Origin of the sequence: Shewanella seohaensis, from assembly GCF_023283775.1 — a bacterium.
Classification (GTDB): domain Bacteria; phylum Pseudomonadota; class Gammaproteobacteria; order Enterobacterales; family Shewanellaceae; genus Shewanella; species Shewanella seohaensis.
In genome coordinates, this window is sequence record NZ_JAKILE010000010.1 from 16,400 (window position 1) to 35,940 (window position 19,541).

Here is a 19,541-nt window from a genome sequence, read left to right on the forward strand (position 1 = left end):
TGGTTAAATCTTGTACTAACAGGATAATACCCCAAAAAAATGTATCATGTTGTATCTTTTGGCCTGTTTTGTTCACACTTTTAGGTATTGATACTTTTTAGTTGATACGGTTTTTTTTACAATTGTTGTCTGTTTTATGAGCGAAAGCGCCTTTGGCCCGGTGAAACGCTGGCCAACAGAGTGCTCCATCCATGATCTCGGATCCCATAAGATCCTCCGTGTTTTAGCTGTTCGCATTTCGTCTTCTCATTCTTAATACACCATTCATACCAACGGGACGGTAAGAAACTTAACCTAAGAGGAAAAGTTATGGCCGTTTTTGGCATTTCATCAGGTCGTATACACAGGACCATTCGACAAGTCTTGGCCGCCCTCGGCTGGGGTCAATACCAAGCGCACCCTTGTAAGCCACTCGTTTCACTGGGCTATTGTGCGGGTCTCTTGCTGTTATCAGCCGCGCTACTGTCTGTATGGCCCAATGCTGCGCTGGCTAATGAGTCATCGATGCTGCAACATCGTCAGGCGCTGGCTCAGTTGACGCCGGCGCAAAAACTCGCCCATAGCCATAGGGTGAGTATGATCTTGGAATCCGATAGACCCTTTTGGCACCAAATCGCTAAGTTCGCCAGAATTGCGGCGATGGATCTCAATATCCAGCTCGACGTTGTTTACGGCGATGGCACGCCAGACACTTTGCTCAAGCTGGGCCGTGAGGCGATAGCTAACGATGTTTCTGGGATTATTTTTGTCCCCGTTGCTGGCAAGGGGCAGGCGCTTTTAACCGAGGCAAATCAGCAGCATATCCCTGTAGTCACCATCAATTCTGAATTTAGCCAAAGCTCATTGTCTCTGCGCACACAAAATGCCAACTGGATTGGCCGAGTGGCGATGAATAACAACAACCTTGGGCAAAACCTACTCGAAAAAATGTTTGAGCAGGAAAGCGCTGCCGAGCGCATGAATGTGCTGTTACTCGCGGGGAATAAAGATAATCACGATGTGCAAAAGCGTACAGCTGAGCTGAAAACTGCGGTCAACAAGCAATTTGCCAATGCCAAGCTCAAAGTAGTGAACACCGACTGGACGGCGCCTGCGGCGCGTGAGGCTTATCTTAAAGCCATACAGCAGGATCCTAATATCAATACCGTGATTGCCATGAATACCACTATGGCATTGGCGGTAAGCCATGAGGCCGAAGCCAATCCGCTGCGGCCCATTCCCCATATTGCTTCGTTAAGCTGGGATCATCAGCTCGCCCAAGGGATCCAAAAGGGGGCTATCGCCGCGGGGGTCGGTGGCGTGGAGTTTCAGGGCGCATTTGGTCTCGTGCTGCTGTTCGATTATTTAAATGGGGTGGATATTCGCTCCAAGGGGGCGGAGTTTTTAATTACACCTTTGATCATCAGCCCTAATAACTATAACGATTACTATGAGTTACTCGACTTTGACTCACTGCAGCCCGATTTCGCCCGAGTCTCGTTGGCGCTCAATAAAAATCTGTTTCTGGTCGATTTTCGCCTAGGCGCGCTGATCCCGAATATGGATGTGCACCGCTTTATGAGCATGCTCACCGTAGAGGAAAGGGCCTTTATCAACAACAATCCCATCATCAGGGTGGGCGTGGATCCCCATTCTGCGCCGATTGATTTTATTGATGAAAACGGTATTCACCGCGGCATGATGGCGGACTATCTTGCCGAAATCAGCCGTGTGGTGCCGCTGATTTTCCAGACCTATAACGAAGGTTCCTGGCAGCAAGCGCTAGAGGAATTTAAGCAGCATAAAGTGGATATGTTATCGCTGGCCTCGGCAGGCTCTGGACGTGAGCAGTGGATGTTATTTACCGATGCCTTAAATCAGTATCCGCCGGTGATAGTGACCCACATCGAGGGCGAGCATCCCAACAGCCTTGAGAGCCTTAAGGGCAAATCGGTCAGCGTGGTAGCCGGTGATATTACCCACACGCAGCTACTCGAAGACTATCCCGACATAGTGCTGGTCCCCGTCAGTAACTTGGAGCAAGCCTTAACGGCGGTGGATAAGCGTCAGGTCGATGCGGCCTTCGTTAATTTCCCAAGTACAGCGCACTTACTTCAGTCGCCTCCCTTTAATCGCCTGCAAATTGCGGCGGCCAGTGACTACCGCTTTGGGATTTCGATGGGGGTACGTAAGGACTGGCCCGAACTGCAAAGCATTTTAGATAAAGCCTTTGCACAAATCCCGCAGGATAAGGCGCGCGAAATTCAGCACCGCTGGGTGAATGTGCAATATGACCTAGGGATAAAGAAGCAGAAAGTATTCGACTGGGCGGTGCGGATTGCCGTGGCGGTTTTGCTGGTGCTGTTTCTTTTTAGCTTGCGCAACAGACGATTAAATAAAGATATCGTGCAGCGGATCCACACCGAGCAGCAGCTAAGCCTAAGCATGCATAAGTTTCAAGCGCTGTTTGATTCGGCGGTCGATGCCTGTGTGATTACCGATAGTCAGGGGGTGATCATCGAGTGCAACAGTGCACTGCTGTCATTGCTCAAGTATCAGAGTAAACACCAACTCATTGGTCAGCGCACCTTAGTCTATTACCCCGAGCAGGGCGACGATGCTTTAAATCAGAGCGTGTTTGAGCAACGTCTGCAAACCGTGTTAGACCAAGGGCAGCTTAAGTTTGAGGCCGACTTTATTAACACGGCCGCCGAGGTTATTCACGTAGACGTGACACTCAAGCGTATCGAGCTCAATGGCGAGCTATTTGTGCTGGGGTCGTACCACGATTTGTCGGAACGAAAGTTAATGAATGCCCTGCTCGAGCGTGAGCGGGATTTGCTGAAACACGTGTTAGGCAGAAGCCCGATCGGGGTCTGGATCTGTATCGAAGGGGTTTGCCGTTATGTGAATGAGCAAATTACCGAGATGACGGGGCTAGAGGTGGGGCAATCGGTTTATCGGATTTTTGTGCAGCCCGATGACTACCGCTGCCATATCCGCGAATTGGATTTAAGCCAAGACAGTACCGTATTTGAGACGCAACTGTTTGATGCCCATGGCCAGCGCCGCGATGTGCTGCTGACCTCCTATCACACCGTGCAGGATGGCCAAAATGCTAACCTTTGTTGGGCTTTAGACATTACCGACACTAAGTCGATTCAGGACGAACTGGCCATAGCCAAAGAGGCGGCTGAGGCGGCTAACCACGCCAAGTCGGACTTTTTAGCGAATATGTCCCACGAGATCCGCACGCCGATGAATGCGATTCTGGGGATGTCGTATCTCGTGCTACAGACAGAGCTGAACAGTAAGCAGCGGGATTATGTGGGCAAGGTGCATCAAGCCGCAGGCTCGCTGCTGGGCATACTCAACGATATTTTGGATTTTTCCAAGATTGAGGCCGAGAAGATGGATATCGAATGCACGGTATTCGATCTCGACGATGTGCTGTCTAACTTGGCCAATGTAGTGAGTTACAAGGTCGAAGAGAAAAACATGGCGTTTATCTTCGATCTGCCGCCCGAACTGCCCCGTTATTACCATGGTGATGGCCTGCGCTTGGGGCAGATCCTGATCAACTACTGCAATAACGCGGTCAAGTTTTCCCACGACGACAGCAGTGTGGTGTTAAGTTGTCAGAGTACGCAACAGGGGGATGAGGTCGAGCTGACCTTCTGCGTGGAAGATTTTGGTATTGGTATTCCCGAGCAAAAACAAGGGATGCTATTTGGCTCATTCGAACAAGTCGATGCCTCGACCTCTCGGGAATATGGCGGCACCGGGCTTGGCTTGGCCATTTGTAAGCGCCTCGCCCATTTGATGGGCGGCGAGGTGTGGTGTGAGAGTGAGTTTGGCGTGGGCAGCCGCTTCTACCTCAGGATCACACTCAACTGTGCAGATACCTATGAGCCTAAGTCGCAATTCGATGCCTTAGCGGGCGAAACCGCTAAGTTAGTCGGGCTGCACCCTAGATTAGAAACGTTACTCACAGAACATGGGATATCGGCCCAAATGCAGGTCTCAGTGGCCGACCCTGATAGCGTGATTGAATCGCTTAACCACTCAGGTACACGCCAGCTTGTGCTCTGTGATTACAGTGCATTTAGCCCAGCGTTACTGGCTGCGCTAATGGCCAATCCCGATTCGCGGATGCTGCTGATTGGTAACCTTAGCGACCAAGACACCCTAAGGCCGCTGATTGAAAATAACCCAAGAGTGCTGTCACAAACGAAACCCCTGACGCCTATTGCCATAGGTAATGCCCTGTTATCCCTGCTGGGACACAACAATGAGCATGGCAGACAAGTGCAGCAGGACCACTCTCTGCACGCCCTGAAGACTCAGTTAGCGGGGGCTGAGGTGTTACTGGTTGAGGATAATCAGCTCAATCAGGAGCTGGCGGTAGAGCTATTACGCCAAGCGGGCGTGAATGTCACAGTGGCGAATCATGGGCTTGAGGCCATTGAGCGCATCGAGCTGCAGTACTTCGACTGTGTGCTTATGGATTGCCAGATGCCAGTGCTCGATGGTTACGAGGCGACTCGCAGGATCCGCGAATTGCCCGAATTTGCCAATCTACCGATTTTAGCCATGACGGCCAATGCCATGTCCGGTGACATTGAAAAAGCGCTGGCGGTGGGGATGAATGACCAAATTACTAAACCTGTGCATGTGAAGGATCTCTACACTGTGATGGCGCGCTGGATAACGCCAAAGCAGCGTAAACCTGTGCCCTTGGTATTAAAGCGAGCGAGCACAGGCCATGGCCTGCCGCAGCTCGATGGCTTACAGACTCACAATGGCCTCGCGCTTTGCGATCACAATGAGTCGCTCTACAGCCATTTGTTGGGGTTATTTCTCAACACCAGCAAGACACTGCTCGGGCAGCAACAGCGCGCCTGGCAGGACGAAAATGCCGATGAGCTGCGCTTAAGCTTGCACACCTTAAAGGGCGTTGCCGCCAATGTCGGGGCGGTGGAGATCAGCCGCCAAGCCGGTGAACTCGAGCAGCAATGCCACACGGCGCAGCAGAGTTTTACCGTGGAGTTACACGAGCAACTGTTGGCGCTACAAACCGAATTGCAGTGTTTGGTCAATGGCTTGGAGCTTTGGCATCAACAGCTCAACATTAAGGATGAAAGCTGTCTGGATGATGACGCCTTAACTGGGCTGATGGAGCAATTAGAAAACAGCCTGCTGGAATACAACACCAATGCCTTGGAATGGGTGAATAAGCTTATCCATGCGCCGCAGTTTCAGTCCCAGGCGAGTGTGCTTAAACAGTTAAAAATGGATGTTGAACTGTTTGATTTTGAACAGGCATTAACGCGACTGCACACACTTAAATTAGCGCAGGAGGAAGTATGCAGTTAGGTCAGATGCAGTGTTTGATCGTCGAGGATATGGATGCCCTGCGTAAGATTATGGCCGAGCAGCTGCGGCAACTCGGTTTTGGTCAAGTGTTACAGGCCGATTGCGGTCGCCAAGCCTTGGATGTCTTACAGCGTCATCAGGTAGAGTTGTTGCTGCTGGATTGGAGCATGCCCGATGGTGATGGCCAAGAGTTACTCGAGAGTCTGCGTCAGCAGGAAAAATGGCGGGACTTACCCATTATCCTCGTGACGGCCAATGCCCATCGAGGTTTAGTGGATGTGGCGATGCAATACCATGTCGCAGACATTATCGCTAAGCCTTTTAACTCTAAAACCTTGCAGGGCAGAGTGTTACAGGCGCTCACGCGTCGGCATAAACGCACTCAAGTCGCGTTATCTTCAGCGATGGCGGCCAAAGTAGAAACAACGGCGACAACTGAAACCGCACCTGCCTTGAATGTGGTGCTGGTGGTCGATGATATGCCGGATAATCTGGCCTTTATGGCGGGGCTCTTAAATGACGAATATAAGGTGCTGTTTGCCAAGGACGGTAAGGCGGCGCTAAAAATTTGCCAATCGGCGACGCCGCCCGATGCGGTGTTGTTAGATGTGATGATGCCCGAGATGGACGGGCATCAAGTGCTGCAAGCCTTGAGATCTGAGCCTAAATCGGCGCAGATCCCAGTGATCTTTGTCAGTGCCCTCGGTGAGGTTGAGCACCATCTACAGGGGCTTAGAGGCGGCGCGATAGATTACCTCACTAAGCCAGTACAGCCGGAAATCTTAAAGCTCAAATTGGCGAATGTGCTGACGCAAATGCAGCGCCAGCGGACATTACAGCAAGAGTGCGACGAGATGCAGCGTCTGGCACAGCTAAAAGACAATGCCGATGGCATCATGAGCCACGATCTTAAAAATCCGCTGGCGACCATCAGCGCGCTGGCGCAAAAGCTCGCGCAGGATAAAAGCTGTCCTAAGGAGTGGCTGCCCAAGATTAATTTGGTCGATGAACTGGCATTACAGTCGATTAATACCGTGAATTTGACCTCGGATATTCTGCGTATCGAGGCGGGGCAATATTCCTTAGATGCCGAGTGGTTTTCGGTGCATGAGATGCTTAAGCAGTTGCTGCAGGCGGCGCAGCTAACCTTTCACAGCAAACAGTTAGTGGCGTATTTGTTACCCGACGAAGACCCTTGCAGCAGCTTCGATGTGATGGGCGATCCTAAGCTCTGCCATCCTATGCTGTTCAATCTGCTAAAAAATGCCTTCGAGGCGGCGCGCCCTAAGACTAAGGTGGCGATTTCGCTATCGCGCCAGGAAGGTGATGTACTGATCGCTATCGAAAACACAGGCGCCGTGCCCGTCGATATCCGTGAACAGTTTTGGGAAAAATATGTCACTCAAGGCAAGGCCGAGGGGTTAGGCATAGGTACCTATGCGGCGCGTTTGTTTGCTCGGGCACAAAAGGGCGAGGCTAATCTCGTGGTGGATGATACTAAGTTACTGACTCGAGTTGAGCTACGTCTACCCGCCGCCGTCGATGCCGTGGTCGCCGAGTGATAAAGGCACAATAAAAAGGGCAAGCCTTAGCTTGCCCTTAGCGCATTAAAGTTTACTGATATCGACGTTTAAACCGTCCAAGTGTTTTAGGATTTCAGGATTCACATTGGTGTCGACACGCCCACCTAAGTGCTCTGCAAAAAACTGCTCAGTGGCGACAATCGAGGCCAGTTTATTGGCTCGCTTACTGAATCCATGTCCTTCATCTTTCGCCAGTATGTACTTAACAGGCAAAGACTTTTGGTACATCTTCTTAGCGATATTGTCCGATTCTATTTGGGTGACGCGTGGGTCATTCGCCCCTTGGATCAGCATCAATGGTGCCTTGATGTTATCGACATAGTTAATTGGCGAGCGTTTTTCCATATCTTGCTTCTGCTCGGCAATTTGTGGGTCACCCACCGACTCAAACCATTGGCCTAAATAGGGGCGCCAGTAGTCGGGGAAGGAATTCATCAGCGTCACTAGGCTCGATGGTCCCACATAGGCGATCACCGCTTGGTACAAGTCAGGCGTAAAGGTCGCGCCAGACAGCGCCGCATAGCCGCCGTAGGAGGCACCGAAGATCCCTAAACGTTGTTTATCGGCAATGCCCTGCGCCACTAAGTAGTTGGCTCCATCGGTGAGATCGTGCTGCATGCTGCCAATCCCCCAATTATTGTTACCTAAGTTTAAGAATTTCTTACCGAAACCCGTTGAGGCACGGAAGTTAGGTTGCAACACGGCATAGCCACGGTTTGCATAAAACTGGGCAATTGCGTGGAAGTAACCCGAGTCGAGCGTCCAAAAATCCCGTGCCCAAGGGCCGCCATGGGGCAGGATAATGGTCGGCAGCTGCGTCTGTTTACCCTTAGGCAGTGTTAAATAGGCTTGGATTTTCACCCCGTCCCGCGCGGTATACACAATCGATTGGCGTGGCGAGAGTTGATCCGCAGGAATGCTGGCCGGAATGTCGACTAACAGATGGATATCCCCAGTGGCGGCATTGTATTGATAGTCAGCTCCAGCTGCTCTGTCGCTGGCAACATGGATTTGCCACAGGTGGGTTTTCTCGTTCATTTCGCCAATCGTGATTTCAACATCTTGATTAAAATGACGATTAATCACATCCCAATGGCGGGCAAACTCGGCATCTAAGGGATAAACCCGTAAGCGACCACCGTAGTAAGCCACGGCTAATGGCTCGCCCGCATCGTTAAATTGCATCGAATAGACATCGGCCTCGTTATCAGGATCCTTGTGCAGCGTCTCATATTTACCCGTCATCAGATCGACTTTCAGCAATTCCTGTTTATCGCGATCGCCAATATTGGCGCTGATATAGGCGAGCTTCTTATCATCGTTCACTTTAAGAATATCGATGCTCTCGCCCTTGGCGCTTTGGATGATCTTGCGCCAGTTGCCGTCGATCAGCACATACAAGGCATTGGTGTTATCGAGATTACTGCTGCTGGCAATCACAGGTTTGCCCTGCTTGTTAAACTTCACTTGAGTAAAGCTCAGTTCGTTCTTCAGGATAGGGGTTAACTTGCCATCGTGGATGTTGAGCAGATAAATATCCATACGGCTCGAATCGTCGTGGTTGGCTTGAACAACCAGCAAATCAGGATTGTCTTTTACCTGCTCGAGCACGCTGTATTGCACATCGTCCTTATGGGTTAAGCGTTGCTCTTTGGCGGTGATCTTGCCCGCGTGTTCTTCAAAGCTCAGCTTGTAAATCTGGGTGTTCTCATTACCGCCTTTGTCCTTCATAAAGAACAGGTCATTGCCCTTGGCTGACCATTCGAAGTCGCGAATAGGTTCGGCGGAGGTGGTGAGTGGCGTAGCGCTGGCAAGATCGGCCTTATCGGCCATCAGGAAGATATTGCTTGCCCCTTGGTACTCCTTCACAAAGGCGAGCCACTTGCCATCGTCGGACATTTTTAAATGGCGAATGCTCTGCTCGTTAAAGAAGTTTTCGATGGGAATTAACGGCGCTTCGGTTTGTTGCGTCGCGGCAACTTGAGGTTGTGCATTTTGGGTATCAGCGGCGCTGCAACCCGTCAGTAGCAGTGCGGCGGCAATGGCAGCACTGCATAACTGACTCGTGAATGGAAATTTTTGCATTGTCGTCACCTGAGTGTATTGAAATTGAAAACATGCTAATACGAAAATTAATTATCGTAAAACAATAAATTTATATTTCTTTGTAATATTTTTTGTCGAAGGATTATACTGGTGTTCGTTCGCTAAGAATTATCTAGGGTGATGTTTGGGTGAGTTGATGAATCAAAATTTTAAAAAATTAATAAAAATCAGTGAGTTTTGCCGCTGGCTGGTGCTCTTTTCTGCGGTAGCCATTGTTGGCTACCTGTTTTATTGCTATTGGGCCTACGACGATATTCGCTTCAATAGCAGTAACACCCAGTTGCTCGAGTTATGGCACCTCGCAAGCGCCAACAGAATGCTGTTGCTTGCAATGTTAACTCCTTTATTTATCACATTTTTATTAGGAGTGTATTGGCTGCAACGGCTCTTATCCTGCTATCAACGCGGCCTGTTTTTCAGTGATGAGAGTATGAAATGTTACCTATGGCTAGTGTGGTTAAAAGTGGCGGCCTTAGTGTTTGAGATGCTGCAAACCTTAGGGATAGGTATCTATCATCAGTCGTTTTTTGAAGAAGGTCGTATCGAACTGGTGCTCGATTTTGGCAATATATCGACGATTTTACTGATGTTGCTGATCGTGTATTTGCTTAAAGCCGCCCGCGATTATGAGGCGGAAAACCAAGAGTTTGTTTGATTTTGAATATTATCGTTAATTTAGACGTCATGATGGCGGTGCGAAAGGTGAGCTCTAAGGAGCTGGCCAAAGCGGTGGGCATTACCGAGGCTAACTTGTCGCTGTTAAAACGGGGCAAAGTCAAAGGGGTGCGTTTCGATACCTTGGCGAGTATTTGTGAATACTTGGCCTGTCAGCCGGGGGATATTTTGGAATACCGCAAGGATGCCGAACAAGACGCGTCGGACTAAGGGAAGCGGCCTAGGCTGCATGCTGTTTCTACATGCTGTGCAGCCTAGGTTTGCGGTGTTACGCTTTTACTAACTGAGTTAAATCCGCAGGGCGATAGTACACCGACTTTAATACCTTGCCTTGGCGCACGACTTTACCGGCCATTTCCACATCCTTGGCGCATTTGGCGATGATAAACTCGCCTTTTTTGCTGCCAACGATTTCAACGCCTTGCTCGGCATAGAAGGCGATAGTTTCTGTCAGTTCCTGCTCATTACGGCACACTTTGCTCATGTTGCTCGAATGCACTTCATCCCAGCAGGCGATAAAGTCGATTTCACGGTTTTTAGCTACACACAGCAGCAAGTCGATAAGGTAGCTGATCTCTAGGCGGTCACTCATTTGAGCCGCGCCTAAATGCACTAAACGCCCCATTAATACATACACAGAATCGACAATGGCATCGGCCTGTTCGATACGGCTATCGGCCTCGGCAAGTTCGGTTAATTCTTCAATAATCAGTGAAGTATGTAGCGTGTCGGCCTTTTCATCCAAGGAGTTGGCATCGTTGACGGCGAGGTCGAAGGTGCTGCGAAACTCACTGATATCACGGTACAAGTGGTCATAAATAGGTTGAGTTAAACAAGTGAGTTTCATCGGGAAGCCTTAGATTTTATCAATGGGTTTTACGAATGGATTTGCAAAATCGATTCATGGATAACAGCGGCAATTCTAAAGAAAGGTGGCGCAGAATACAAAGCGAGTCCGCCTTGGGGTAAAAATACCCGCTGCCAAATCGGGGAGCAGCGGGCTTCGGCAAAGATTTAGGGTGGGGTACCGAACGGAGATTTGATTTCATGGATTGGCTAAGTCAAAACCCACTTAGCCCTTCAGTGCTGTGCTAATGAGTGCCGAGCGAAATTACTGGGCATATTTGGCGATAAGCTTATCTAAATAGGGCGCAACCTCTTTATCGGTCCAATCGAGATAGCCACGGACAAAACCGACTAGGTTGCCTTTAGCATCAAAAACATAGGTCGCAGGGACAACGTTGGCAGGGATGATCTGCTCGATGTTTTTTTCTGGGTCGAGCCAAGTGCGGTAGTTGCTAAAGCCATGCTGATCCAAAAATGGCCGTACATCTTTTACTTCTTCATCAATCGAGATGGGCACTATGGCGATGTTCTTATCGACATATTGTTGCTGGAGTTTTTGCAGCTCTGGAATTTCCCGTAAGCAGGGCACGCACCAAGTCGCCCACAGATTCACTAAGGTCAGTTTGCCTTGGTGTTGTTTTAAGCTGTGTGTCTGCCCAGCTTCATCGATAAAAGGCACTTCGGGCACGCCGCGGGCATGCTGCATCTCGATAAAGCCGGTCATGACTCTGGGTTTAGGGATGGGCTCACCCGTGTCATAGAGTTTGTTTTGCAGTGAATGGGCCTGAACGGCGCAGCACAGCAGCCATGCGGTGCAAAGGAGAGCGAGCTTGGCGATGTAAGATTTCATGGGGTTATCCTTCTATTCAAACTTAGCAATAGGGTAAAAGTGGCTATCTTCTAGGGGCTATGCGTAGGAGCTATGCGTTTGGGACTTGTGGCCTGCGCTTTAACAGCGCAAACCCTAAGCCAAATCCTGCGGCTAACAGCACGAGCGGGCCGAGCCAGAGTGCCAGTGTGGCGGACTTAAATTCGGGCTGATAACGGATTTTTTCGCCATAGCGCTGCACCATAAAATCGAGGATCTCATCCCGCTTATAGCCTTGTTCCAAAAGTGAAAAGATTTGTCCTTTCAGCTCATGGGCAATCGGTGCTTGCGATTCAAATAAGGTTTGATTAGTCGCCATGGGGCAGCGCAGCACTTTGCTGATCTCTATGGCTTGCTGTTGATAGGAGGCGCCAAGGTTGGGGGCCTCCTGCGCCGTGGCGAGAAACGTCGCGCCGCCAAAGCAGAGGCTCAGCGACAGCAACCAAAACAACAGGCTCAAATAGGGCGAGCGAAACAGTGGGTTCATAACGTCATTGTCTCCTGTGGTGAGCGACTTACATTCAGCGCCTTTGTTTGTGCGACTCTGTGGCCTTGTTTGATTGGCCAAGCGGCAATCGCGCCCGCAAGCATCATCAATAAAGCACCCAGCCAAATCCAGGTCGCCAAGGGCTTATAGCTAATGCGGATCAGGTATTCGGTGTCGCTCAGTTGTAGCCCCATAGAGACATAGAGATCCCGCCAAAAACCATGGTCTATACCCGCATGGGACACTTCCATGCCATTGCTATGAAAGGTTTGTCGCTGTGGATGGAGGTAACCCAGCACTACGTCATCCTGCTTGGCTGCGCGGATACTGATATTGGCTTGAATCGCGCTAAAACTTGGGGTTTCTACAGGTTCTGTGCTTTCGTAGACCAGTACATAATCGGCAAGTGGTTTACCTTGGCCAGGCCCCATACGCAGCAAGGCTTCCTGCTCGAAAAACGATACTGAGGTCGCGCCGATAATGCTGACCGCCACACCCAAATGGCCGACTAGCATGGCTAATCTGGCGCGCTTTGATGTTGTCGATATGGCGGGCTTAGGTGGCGTCAATGCTTGGGATGTCACTGTTACACTCACCCCAAGACAGCAGAGCAAAAACAACGCGCTGGCGCAGCCAAGGAATAGGAAGAGAGCTCCATCGGTTTGGGTTTGATAACTCATTAGCGCCGCGATAATCACAATGGCGATAAAAGGCAAGGCTAATACCTTGAGTGGCTTGCCGCGCGATTGTCCCCAAGCAATTAACGGCGCTATGCCCATTAGCATCACCGCGATAAAGGTCAGTGGGACAAAAATCGCATTAAAGTAAGGGGCGCCGACCGACAGAGTGCCTAAGCCTAACAACTCGTATAGCAGGGGATAAAAGGTGCCCAACAGAACGGAAAAGGCTGCAACCACCAGTACTATGATGCCAAGCAGTAACAGTGTCTCTTTGCTCAATAGGCTAGGGCTTACCTCATGCTTCAAGGCTTGGGCTTTGAGCGCAAAAATCAGCAGCGCCGCACCGACAAACAGCACCAATAAACATAGGATTGACATGCCTCTGGTGGGATCCGCCGCGAAGGCATGTACCGATTGCACTATGCCGGAACGCACCAAAAAGCTGCCGAGTAAGCTCAGCGAGAATGCCAAGATGCACAAAAATAGCGTGGTGAGGGCAAAGCCTTGGGTCTTTCTGGTCAGCACTAAAGAATGCACCAGCGCTGTGGCGACTAGCCAAGGAATAAAAGAAGCATTTTCAACGGGATCCCAAAACCACCAACCACCCCAACCCAATTCGTTATAGGCCCACCAAGAACCAAAGGCATTGCCTCCCGTGAGGAAAATCCACGCCAGTAATACCCAAGGCCGCAAGTATTCGAGGTGACGATGCACTAATGCGCCACCCAGTAGGGATGACAGCGCCGCGGCAAAGCATACCGTCAGCCCGACATAGCCTAAAAACAGCATAGGTGGGTGCAGTATGAGGCCAATGTCCTGCAATATCGGATTGAGGTCGCGCCCTTCAATGGGGATGTTAGGTAGTAATCGGGCAAAGGGATTGGAGGTAAAGAGTAAAAACAGATTAAAGCCGAGGATAACGAGCGCGAGAATCGCCAGTAGCCGTGCAAAGTAGGCTTTATCAGTCTGCACATCGGCGTTATCTAAGTCGACGAATTTACCCGCTTGGCGGCAATTGATGATGGCACCCCATAACGCGATGGCGAACACCCAAAACAGCATAGAGCCTTCATGGCTGCCCCAGACTGCGGCAATTTTATAACCGAGGGCGAGTTGGCTATTGGAATGGTTCGCCACATAGGCAACCGAAAAGTCATCGCTAATAAAGCTATAAATAAGGCATAAGAGTGCGCCCAATAAGCTTATAAACATGGCATTAAATAATTTATTGCCGAACTCGATTAAATAAAGTTGTGGCTGATGAGTGCCAATAAAGTGAGTGATTGCGGAGAATAATGCCAACACAGTACTTATGATGAGCAATAGGTGACCTATTTCTGGGGACATACTTATCATAGTGATTTCCTGTGTTGCATGGTTAATCTGATTTATTGGCTGTTCATTAATGGTGAAATTTAACGTTGATAATGTTCGAGCGTGTTAATTTAAGCTTTATGTCAATACTCGCTGGATTATTTTTGATGCATCTTATTTTTAATTTTGAGTGCTTTTAAATATCTCGAACATTTCACCCGCTTTGGATTGACTGGCAGGGTAGCGGAGTTTTTCGGCTAGGAATGTGATCTGTCTCGGCATTAAAATCGTCACTTTTCCCTTTGGTGATTTTTGAAAAATAAAACCATTTTTTAGGTCTTTTTAGATCTCAAAAACCACGATTTATTTCTAAAATATTTTTCTTTTATTTACGTTAAGTTATTGGTTTTATTTTATTTGTTCCTTTTTATTTCTATTGATTTTTGAATCAAAATTTAATGTGCACTAGCTCAGGTTTTTAGGCGTTTAGCTGCTTCATCATGCCGCCACTGGTCAATTGTTTATGTCGTTCAGTGAACAGTTAGGTTCAGTGGAAAATATAAAACTAATGATAAATTAGGAGTGAATGATGAAGCGATGGAAATCCAAAGTAGCATTAAGCGTGCTATTTTGTTTAGGTTCTGCCGTAAGCGCTACCACAGTCGCTGCCGATGCTAAGTCGGAGGGGAAAGTGGTACCTGGAGTGGGTAATAAACAACAATCCCACTATACTCAAGATATTCTGGCTAACCCCAATTTAAATGAAAATTTAATGGAGAAATCCCGCGGTGTGAAAACACTGCAGGATTATATTGTTCAAGAGCAAGAATTGTTTGATTTTCTATTTGAAAATCACCCAGTTTTTAAATACGACGCTGAAGGTCGATTAAAGGGCACTTATAAAGTCAGTGACCGTGGTGAAGAATATTTGCACGGTGGTGACAGTGTTGCTTACAGCAAACACAGTAAAGAAGTGAACCCCACTGATGGCACCGCAGTGCGTTACAGCTCCTATAACGATGGCCAGCGTCCTAAGGCACTGCAATACCGTTTAGGGGCGAAATCGATTTTAGATTTCCCGAACAAGTTTGTCGGCCCAGAAAAATGCGGTGAGTGTCATGGTCCGCAATACGAGAAGTGGAGACGTTCACGCCACTCTAAGACGATTCGCTTCCCTGGCGAGCACCCTGAGGTCGATAACGACCTGAAGAAAACCATGTATGGCACTAAGGATACCTCGATTCTGCCATCGGGTATTACGCCAGATGCTATCTACGCGACAGTGGGTACGCCACGGACTAAATATGGCTTTATTGACGCCTACCTAGTGCGCGGTACTTACCACGTGAAAGACGGTCTGTTGAAGGATGGCACTGGAACTATGGTCGCCGGTGGTAACCAGTTCTCCCGTGGTTGGGCTGAGTGGTTAACCCCTGAAATGGCAGCCAAAATCAACAAAGCTATCCCAAGCTTCCCCGTCAAAATGGAAGACTTCGGTACCAGCGGTTCACACCAATGGGGTATGAGTTCATACGGTGCTAAGTATGAGAAGGAATTCCTGTTCCAACCGGCTAGCTCCTATTGCGAAATGTGCCACACCTTTAAGTTTGACTTCCAAACCAAAGATGAATTTTTCGCGGCTTTAGGTAACCCGAAAGAGCTGCAAAAGCACACTATTGCCAAAGGGATTACCTGTGAAGAGTGTCACGGTGCGGGCGGCCACTTAGACGGTGGTATCGGTGGCGGCATGCCATCTAACTGTGAACGTTGTCACCAACGCTTTAACTTTGTTGAAGAGTTAGCCGATACGCCACAGGGTAAAGAAAAGCTGGAATATGCCTTCAACGTGAAGATGAAGTCATCTTGCCCATCCTGTGGTACTGAAGGTTCGCAAATGTTTGCCTCAGCGCACTATGACAAAGGCATGCGTTGTTCAACCTGTCACGATCCGCACGAAGTCACCGACGGTGATTGGACTACGGGTATGACTAAGCCAAAAATTATCAAAGAGTGTACTGACTGTCACACGGCCCAAGCCGAGATCGCCAAGAACACTAACACCCACAGCAATCAAACTTGCCAAAGCTGCCACATGCCAAACATGGGAAGTTGTGAAAACTTCACGGCGATCCAATTCCCAGATATGGCGGGCTTCGACAACGTACGTAAGTCACACATGTGGAAGATTGATGTCGACCCACTGCGTAAGACCCTCAACCCACCTGAAGGCAAGTCTCGCGATGCGACCACTAAGGGCTGGACTGTGGCGAAAGACGAGAACGGCTACAACTACCTCGACCTGATGTGGACCTGTGCCCGTACATCGGCCTCAGACCATGATGTGGTGGATAACAAAGGTTGTCATAGCCAGTTCCAATCTGAGCTAGAAGTCGGCCTGCACTTCGAAGATCAGCTGGAAATCTACGGCGAAGTTCAAAAGTGGCAAAAACCCGTTAAGGATACTTTTGCTCAAGTAGAACAAGCCCTTGCCCGTATCGACAAGCTGTTAGAAGTCACCAAGCTGTCGGTAGAAGACAAGACTCAAGTGTTGATGTTGACCGACAAAGCCCAAGACGTTGTTCGCCTGATCAAGGCTGACGGCTCATGGGGTGTCCATGGTCCACGTTACTCACTGAAACGTCTCGACGCTGCTTTGACCTATGTCACTCAAGCCCAAGCCATTATCGATGGCAACGGCCTGAGCGCACAGAAAATGTAGTTCGACTCGAGTCTAACTTGTCCCCGACACGCGAGTGTCGGGGGCTATACGAGGCCAAATGATGAATAAAGCGATTCGACACAGCCTGTTAGGCGGCTTACTGGCACTGGGCCTAGGGGGTATGAGTTTACCCGTCGCGGCTGGTGGGGGCTCTGAGATCTCCGAGGCGCCCTATAACGAAATTCAGTTGAATCCGATTTCCATGCGGGAAGCCGAAACCTTAGTCGGCAAGCCCGGGGTGTATTTTTTCGATGTAAACACGCTGGAAATCTGGGCGGATGGTTTTATCCCCGGAGCGGTGTTTTTCAATGTGCAGAATTGGCGAGAGCTACTGCCAAAGAATAAAGACGCTGTGATGGTGTTCTATTGCGCCAACCGTCTTTGCACCGCCAGCAACATGGCCGCACGGGAAACCATGAAGCTAGGTTACACAGGTGTGCGCCATATGGCCGATGGCATCTTCGGCTGGCGTATGTCAGGCAGAACAACAGAAAAACCATAGTAATCAAATAAATATTTTAATCGGTTATGGGGTTACCCATACGTTTTCGGCTAAAGCACTAAAGCCCAAGGGCTAAATTGTAGAGAACATAAAATGAAAATATCTATGCCAACTTCTTTTATCCCAAAAACCCTCACAGTGGCGACCTGCGCTGCATTGTTTGTCTCTATGGCGAGCTTTGCTGCCCCAACGCTTAAAACCGATGCGGATAAAGCGTCCTACAGCATCGGCGCCTCTGTAGGTAACTACATTTCTGGCCAGATTTATAACCAAGTCGAACTGGGCGCCGAGGTGAATGTGGACTTAGTGGTGCAGGGCTTTGTCGATGCGCTGAAAAAGCAGCAGCAATTAACCGATGAAGAAGTGCTGACCTATCTAAACCAACGCGCCGAAGAGTTAAACCAAGTGAGAAAGGCTAACGCCGAGAAGCTCGCTGCGGAAAACACTAAGGCAGGTGAAGCATATCTTGCTGAAAATAAGAAGAAATCAGGCGTAACCGTTACAGAGTCAGGCCTGCAATACGAAGTGTTAACTCAAGGTACAGGCAATAAGCCCAACCCAGAGGATGTGGTCACCGTCGAGTACGTCGGCAAGCTTATCGATGGCACCGAGTTTGAAAACACCGTTGGCCGTGAGGAACCCACACGTTTCGCCCTGATGACAGTGATCCCTGGTTGGGAAGAGGGCTTAAAACTCATGCCTATGGGCTCTAAATACCGTTTTGTAATCCCGGCAGAGCTGGCCTACGGCAATGAATTTGTCGGTGAAATCCCGCCGCAATCCACCTTAATTTTTGAAATCGAACTGAAAAATATCGAAAAGCCCAGCGAGAAAAAAGAAGCCCGCATGATGGGCATGATGCCAGCCCACTAAGGGCTAAACATTGGCTTAGGTTCAGTGAGTGATGAACTTGGATAGGCGAGCGTCGAGGTAAGGCATGGCAAGTTTAGGATTCACCATAGCACTCCTATTAAGCGGGTTTGTGGCTTGGATTTTCTGGCAGCACGCACGTTTAAACCAACGGCAAACGCTGGTGGGAGAGTCTCAAGTCTCCCATGGCGTGCCTGTGTTGTGCAGTGTGCTTCTGCTATTGCTCACGCTCGCCATCTATAGCCAAACGGGGCGTTATCAGGATTGGAACACAGGCAAGCTCGATGAAAACATTGACTATTTAGTGGCTGCCGACATCACCAAAGCCCTGCGCCTCGTGGATGAACAACCGCAAAACCCGTTGGCATTACAGGCGCTTGCCGAGGCTTACAGCGCGGGAGGCTTATATGCTGATGCGGTGCAGACCCTAGACAAACTGCTTGCCTTGGTGGGGGAGGATGCAGAGGTGCTCGGCGCTAAGGCCAATGCCCTCTATTACCGCGATGGTCGGCAAATGACCGCAGAGACCCAAGCACTGATTGCACAGATCTTGGCGCTCGCGCCCTTTGAGCCGCAGACGCGGATGCTACAGGCCAACGATGCCTATCTCCATGGGCGCTACCAAGAGGCGATAGACCATTGGCAAGCATTGTTGGCGCAGCCAAGGGCAGAGATTAATCGTGAGGCCCTGTTAAACGCCATCGGCAAGGCCCAAAGCAAATTGAATGAAAGTGGATATTAATCAAGTCGCTAGCCACTTTCAGGCATGTTGGAACGATAACGATATAAATAAAAACGTCGGTATAAAACCGATAGATGGAGGATGTTGTGAGTGAAAATATAGAGAGACGGAGGTTCCTTAAAAGCGCTGGCATGTGCTCTTTGATGTTAACGCCTTTAGCCGGGTGTTCGGTCAAAGAAGAGTCCGACGGCGCCCATAAGCCCCATTACGTCATGGTCTTTGACCAAAACAAGTGTGTCGGCTGTGGCGACTGTAAAACCGCCTGTAATCAAGCCAACCAGTTGCCCGAAGGCAAGTCACGGGTGTTGCTCGAGCAGCAGAGTGGCCGTGTCGAAGGTCAGCCTTGTCCACACTGCGGCAAGATGAGTTGTGACTGTGAACGTAAGTTTGTGCGGGTTTCCTGCCAGCAATGCAAGAACGCCCCCTGTGTGACCGTTTGCCCTACGGGCGCGGCGCACCGCGATGCGAAAACCGGCATTGTGACTATGGATGCGAGCAAATGCGCCGGCTGTAAATACTGCATTGGGGCTTGTCCTTACAACGCCCGCTACATCAACAGCGATACCGATGTGGCCGATAACTGCGATTTCTGTTTGAACAGCAAGTTAGCCAAGGGCGAATTGCCCGCCTGTGTGCAGAGCTGTAAATACGATGCGCTGATCTTCGGTGATGCCAACGATCCTCAATCCTACGTAAGCAAACTCTTAGCGGTAAAAGATTCAGTGCGGATTAAGCCGCAGTTTGGCACCGAGCCGAGCTTACGTTACATACCAATCGTCAAACTGGGAGTGTAA

14 protein-coding genes are annotated in these 19,541 nt (G+C 49.6%); 9 read left to right on the forward strand and 5 right to left on the reverse strand.

Annotation, left to right across the window (positions count from 1 at the left end; all coding sequences use genetic code 11):
- Nucleotides 1-309: 309 nt before the first annotated feature.
- A complete protein-coding gene (locus L2713_RS12680; RefSeq protein ID WP_248968144.1) occupies nucleotides 310-5,355 on the forward strand; it encodes a response regulator in 5,046 nt (1,681 codons plus the stop codon).
- Complete coding sequence (locus L2713_RS12685) at nucleotides 5,346-6,917, forward strand: ATP-binding response regulator (RefSeq protein ID WP_248968145.1); 1,572 nt, start codon at nucleotides 5,346-5,348, stop codon at nucleotides 6,915-6,917. The genes L2713_RS12680 and L2713_RS12685 overlap by 10 nt, the downstream gene beginning before the upstream one ends.
- A gap of 45 nt (nucleotides 6,918-6,962) precedes the next feature.
- On the opposite strand, the gene L2713_RS12690 is transcribed toward L2713_RS12685, so the two are convergent.
- Complete coding sequence (locus L2713_RS12690) at nucleotides 6,963-9,023, reverse strand: S9 family peptidase (protein WP_248968146.1); 2,061 nt, start codon at nucleotides 9,021-9,023, stop codon at nucleotides 6,963-6,965.
- A 157-nt stretch (nucleotides 9,024-9,180) separates the two neighbouring features.
- Here L2713_RS12690 and L2713_RS12695 point away from each other — a divergent pair, with 157 nt between their 5' ends.
- Nucleotides 9,181-9,699, forward strand: coding sequence for a DUF2975 domain-containing protein (locus tag L2713_RS12695; RefSeq protein WP_109286855.1), 519 nt, complete (start codon nucleotides 9,181-9,183; stop codon nucleotides 9,697-9,699).
- A 2-nt stretch (nucleotides 9,700-9,701) separates the two neighbouring features.
- Entirely contained in the window at nucleotides 9,702-9,929 is a 228-nt protein-coding gene (locus L2713_RS12700; RefSeq protein ID WP_086903013.1) for a helix-turn-helix domain-containing protein, read from the forward strand.
- A gap of 58 nt (nucleotides 9,930-9,987) precedes the next feature.
- Here the strand turns inward: L2713_RS12700 and L2713_RS12705 are convergent, their stop codons facing one another.
- From L2713_RS12705 to L2713_RS12720, 4 genes are all read right to left on the reverse strand, one after another.
- Nucleotides 9,988-10,566 carry a nucleoside triphosphate pyrophosphohydrolase family protein gene (locus tag L2713_RS12705; RefSeq protein WP_011621286.1) on the reverse strand — a complete coding sequence of 193 codons (579 nt, stop codon included), beginning with the start codon at nucleotides 10,564-10,566 and terminating at the stop codon, nucleotides 9,988-9,990.
- Nucleotides 10,567-10,830: 264 nt separating this feature from the next.
- Nucleotides 10,831-11,415 (reverse strand): TlpA family protein disulfide reductase, encoded by a 585-nt coding sequence (locus L2713_RS12710; protein ID WP_248968147.1) that lies wholly within the window; start codon nucleotides 11,413-11,415, stop codon nucleotides 10,831-10,833.
- A gap of 70 nt (nucleotides 11,416-11,485) precedes the next feature.
- Entirely contained in the window at nucleotides 11,486-11,920 is a 435-nt protein-coding gene (locus tag L2713_RS12715; protein ID WP_248968148.1) for a cytochrome c-type biogenesis protein, read from the reverse strand.
- Complete coding sequence (locus tag L2713_RS12720) at nucleotides 11,917-13,956, reverse strand: heme lyase CcmF/NrfE family subunit (protein ID WP_248968149.1); 2,040 nt, start codon at nucleotides 13,954-13,956, stop codon at nucleotides 11,917-11,919. Before L2713_RS12720 ends, L2713_RS12715 begins: the two co-directional genes overlap by 4 nt.
- 547 nt (nucleotides 13,957-14,503) lie before the next feature.
- On the opposite strand from L2713_RS12720, the gene sirA reads away from it, so the two are divergent.
- The 5 genes from sirA to L2713_RS12745 all read left to right on the forward strand — a co-directional run bounded on the left by sirA (nucleotide 14,504) and on the right by L2713_RS12745 (nucleotide 19,541).
- Nucleotides 14,504-16,633, forward strand: a complete 2,130-nt coding sequence (gene sirA / locus L2713_RS12725; protein ID WP_248968150.1) for a dissimilatory sulfite reductase SirA — start codon at nucleotides 14,504-14,506, stop codon at nucleotides 16,631-16,633.
- A gap of 58 nt (nucleotides 16,634-16,691) precedes the next feature.
- The gene (locus L2713_RS12730; protein WP_248968151.1) at nucleotides 16,692-17,135 is read left to right on the forward strand and encodes a rhodanese-like domain-containing protein; all 444 of its coding nucleotides are present in this window, start codon (nucleotides 16,692-16,694) and stop codon (nucleotides 17,133-17,135) included.
- A gap of 93 nt (nucleotides 17,136-17,228) precedes the next feature.
- Entirely contained in the window at nucleotides 17,229-18,008 is a 780-nt protein-coding gene (locus L2713_RS12735) for an FKBP-type peptidyl-prolyl cis-trans isomerase (RefSeq protein WP_248968152.1), read from the forward strand.
- 64 nt (nucleotides 18,009-18,072) lie between these two features.
- On the forward strand, nucleotides 18,073-18,747 hold the full coding sequence (locus L2713_RS12740) for a tetratricopeptide repeat protein (protein ID WP_248968153.1): 675 nt from the start codon (nucleotides 18,073-18,075) through the stop codon (nucleotides 18,745-18,747).
- An 86-nt stretch (nucleotides 18,748-18,833) separates the two neighbouring features.
- Nucleotides 18,834-19,541 carry a 4Fe-4S dicluster domain-containing protein gene (locus L2713_RS12745; protein WP_011627331.1) on the forward strand — a complete coding sequence of 236 codons (708 nt, stop codon included), beginning with the start codon at nucleotides 18,834-18,836 and terminating at the stop codon, nucleotides 19,539-19,541.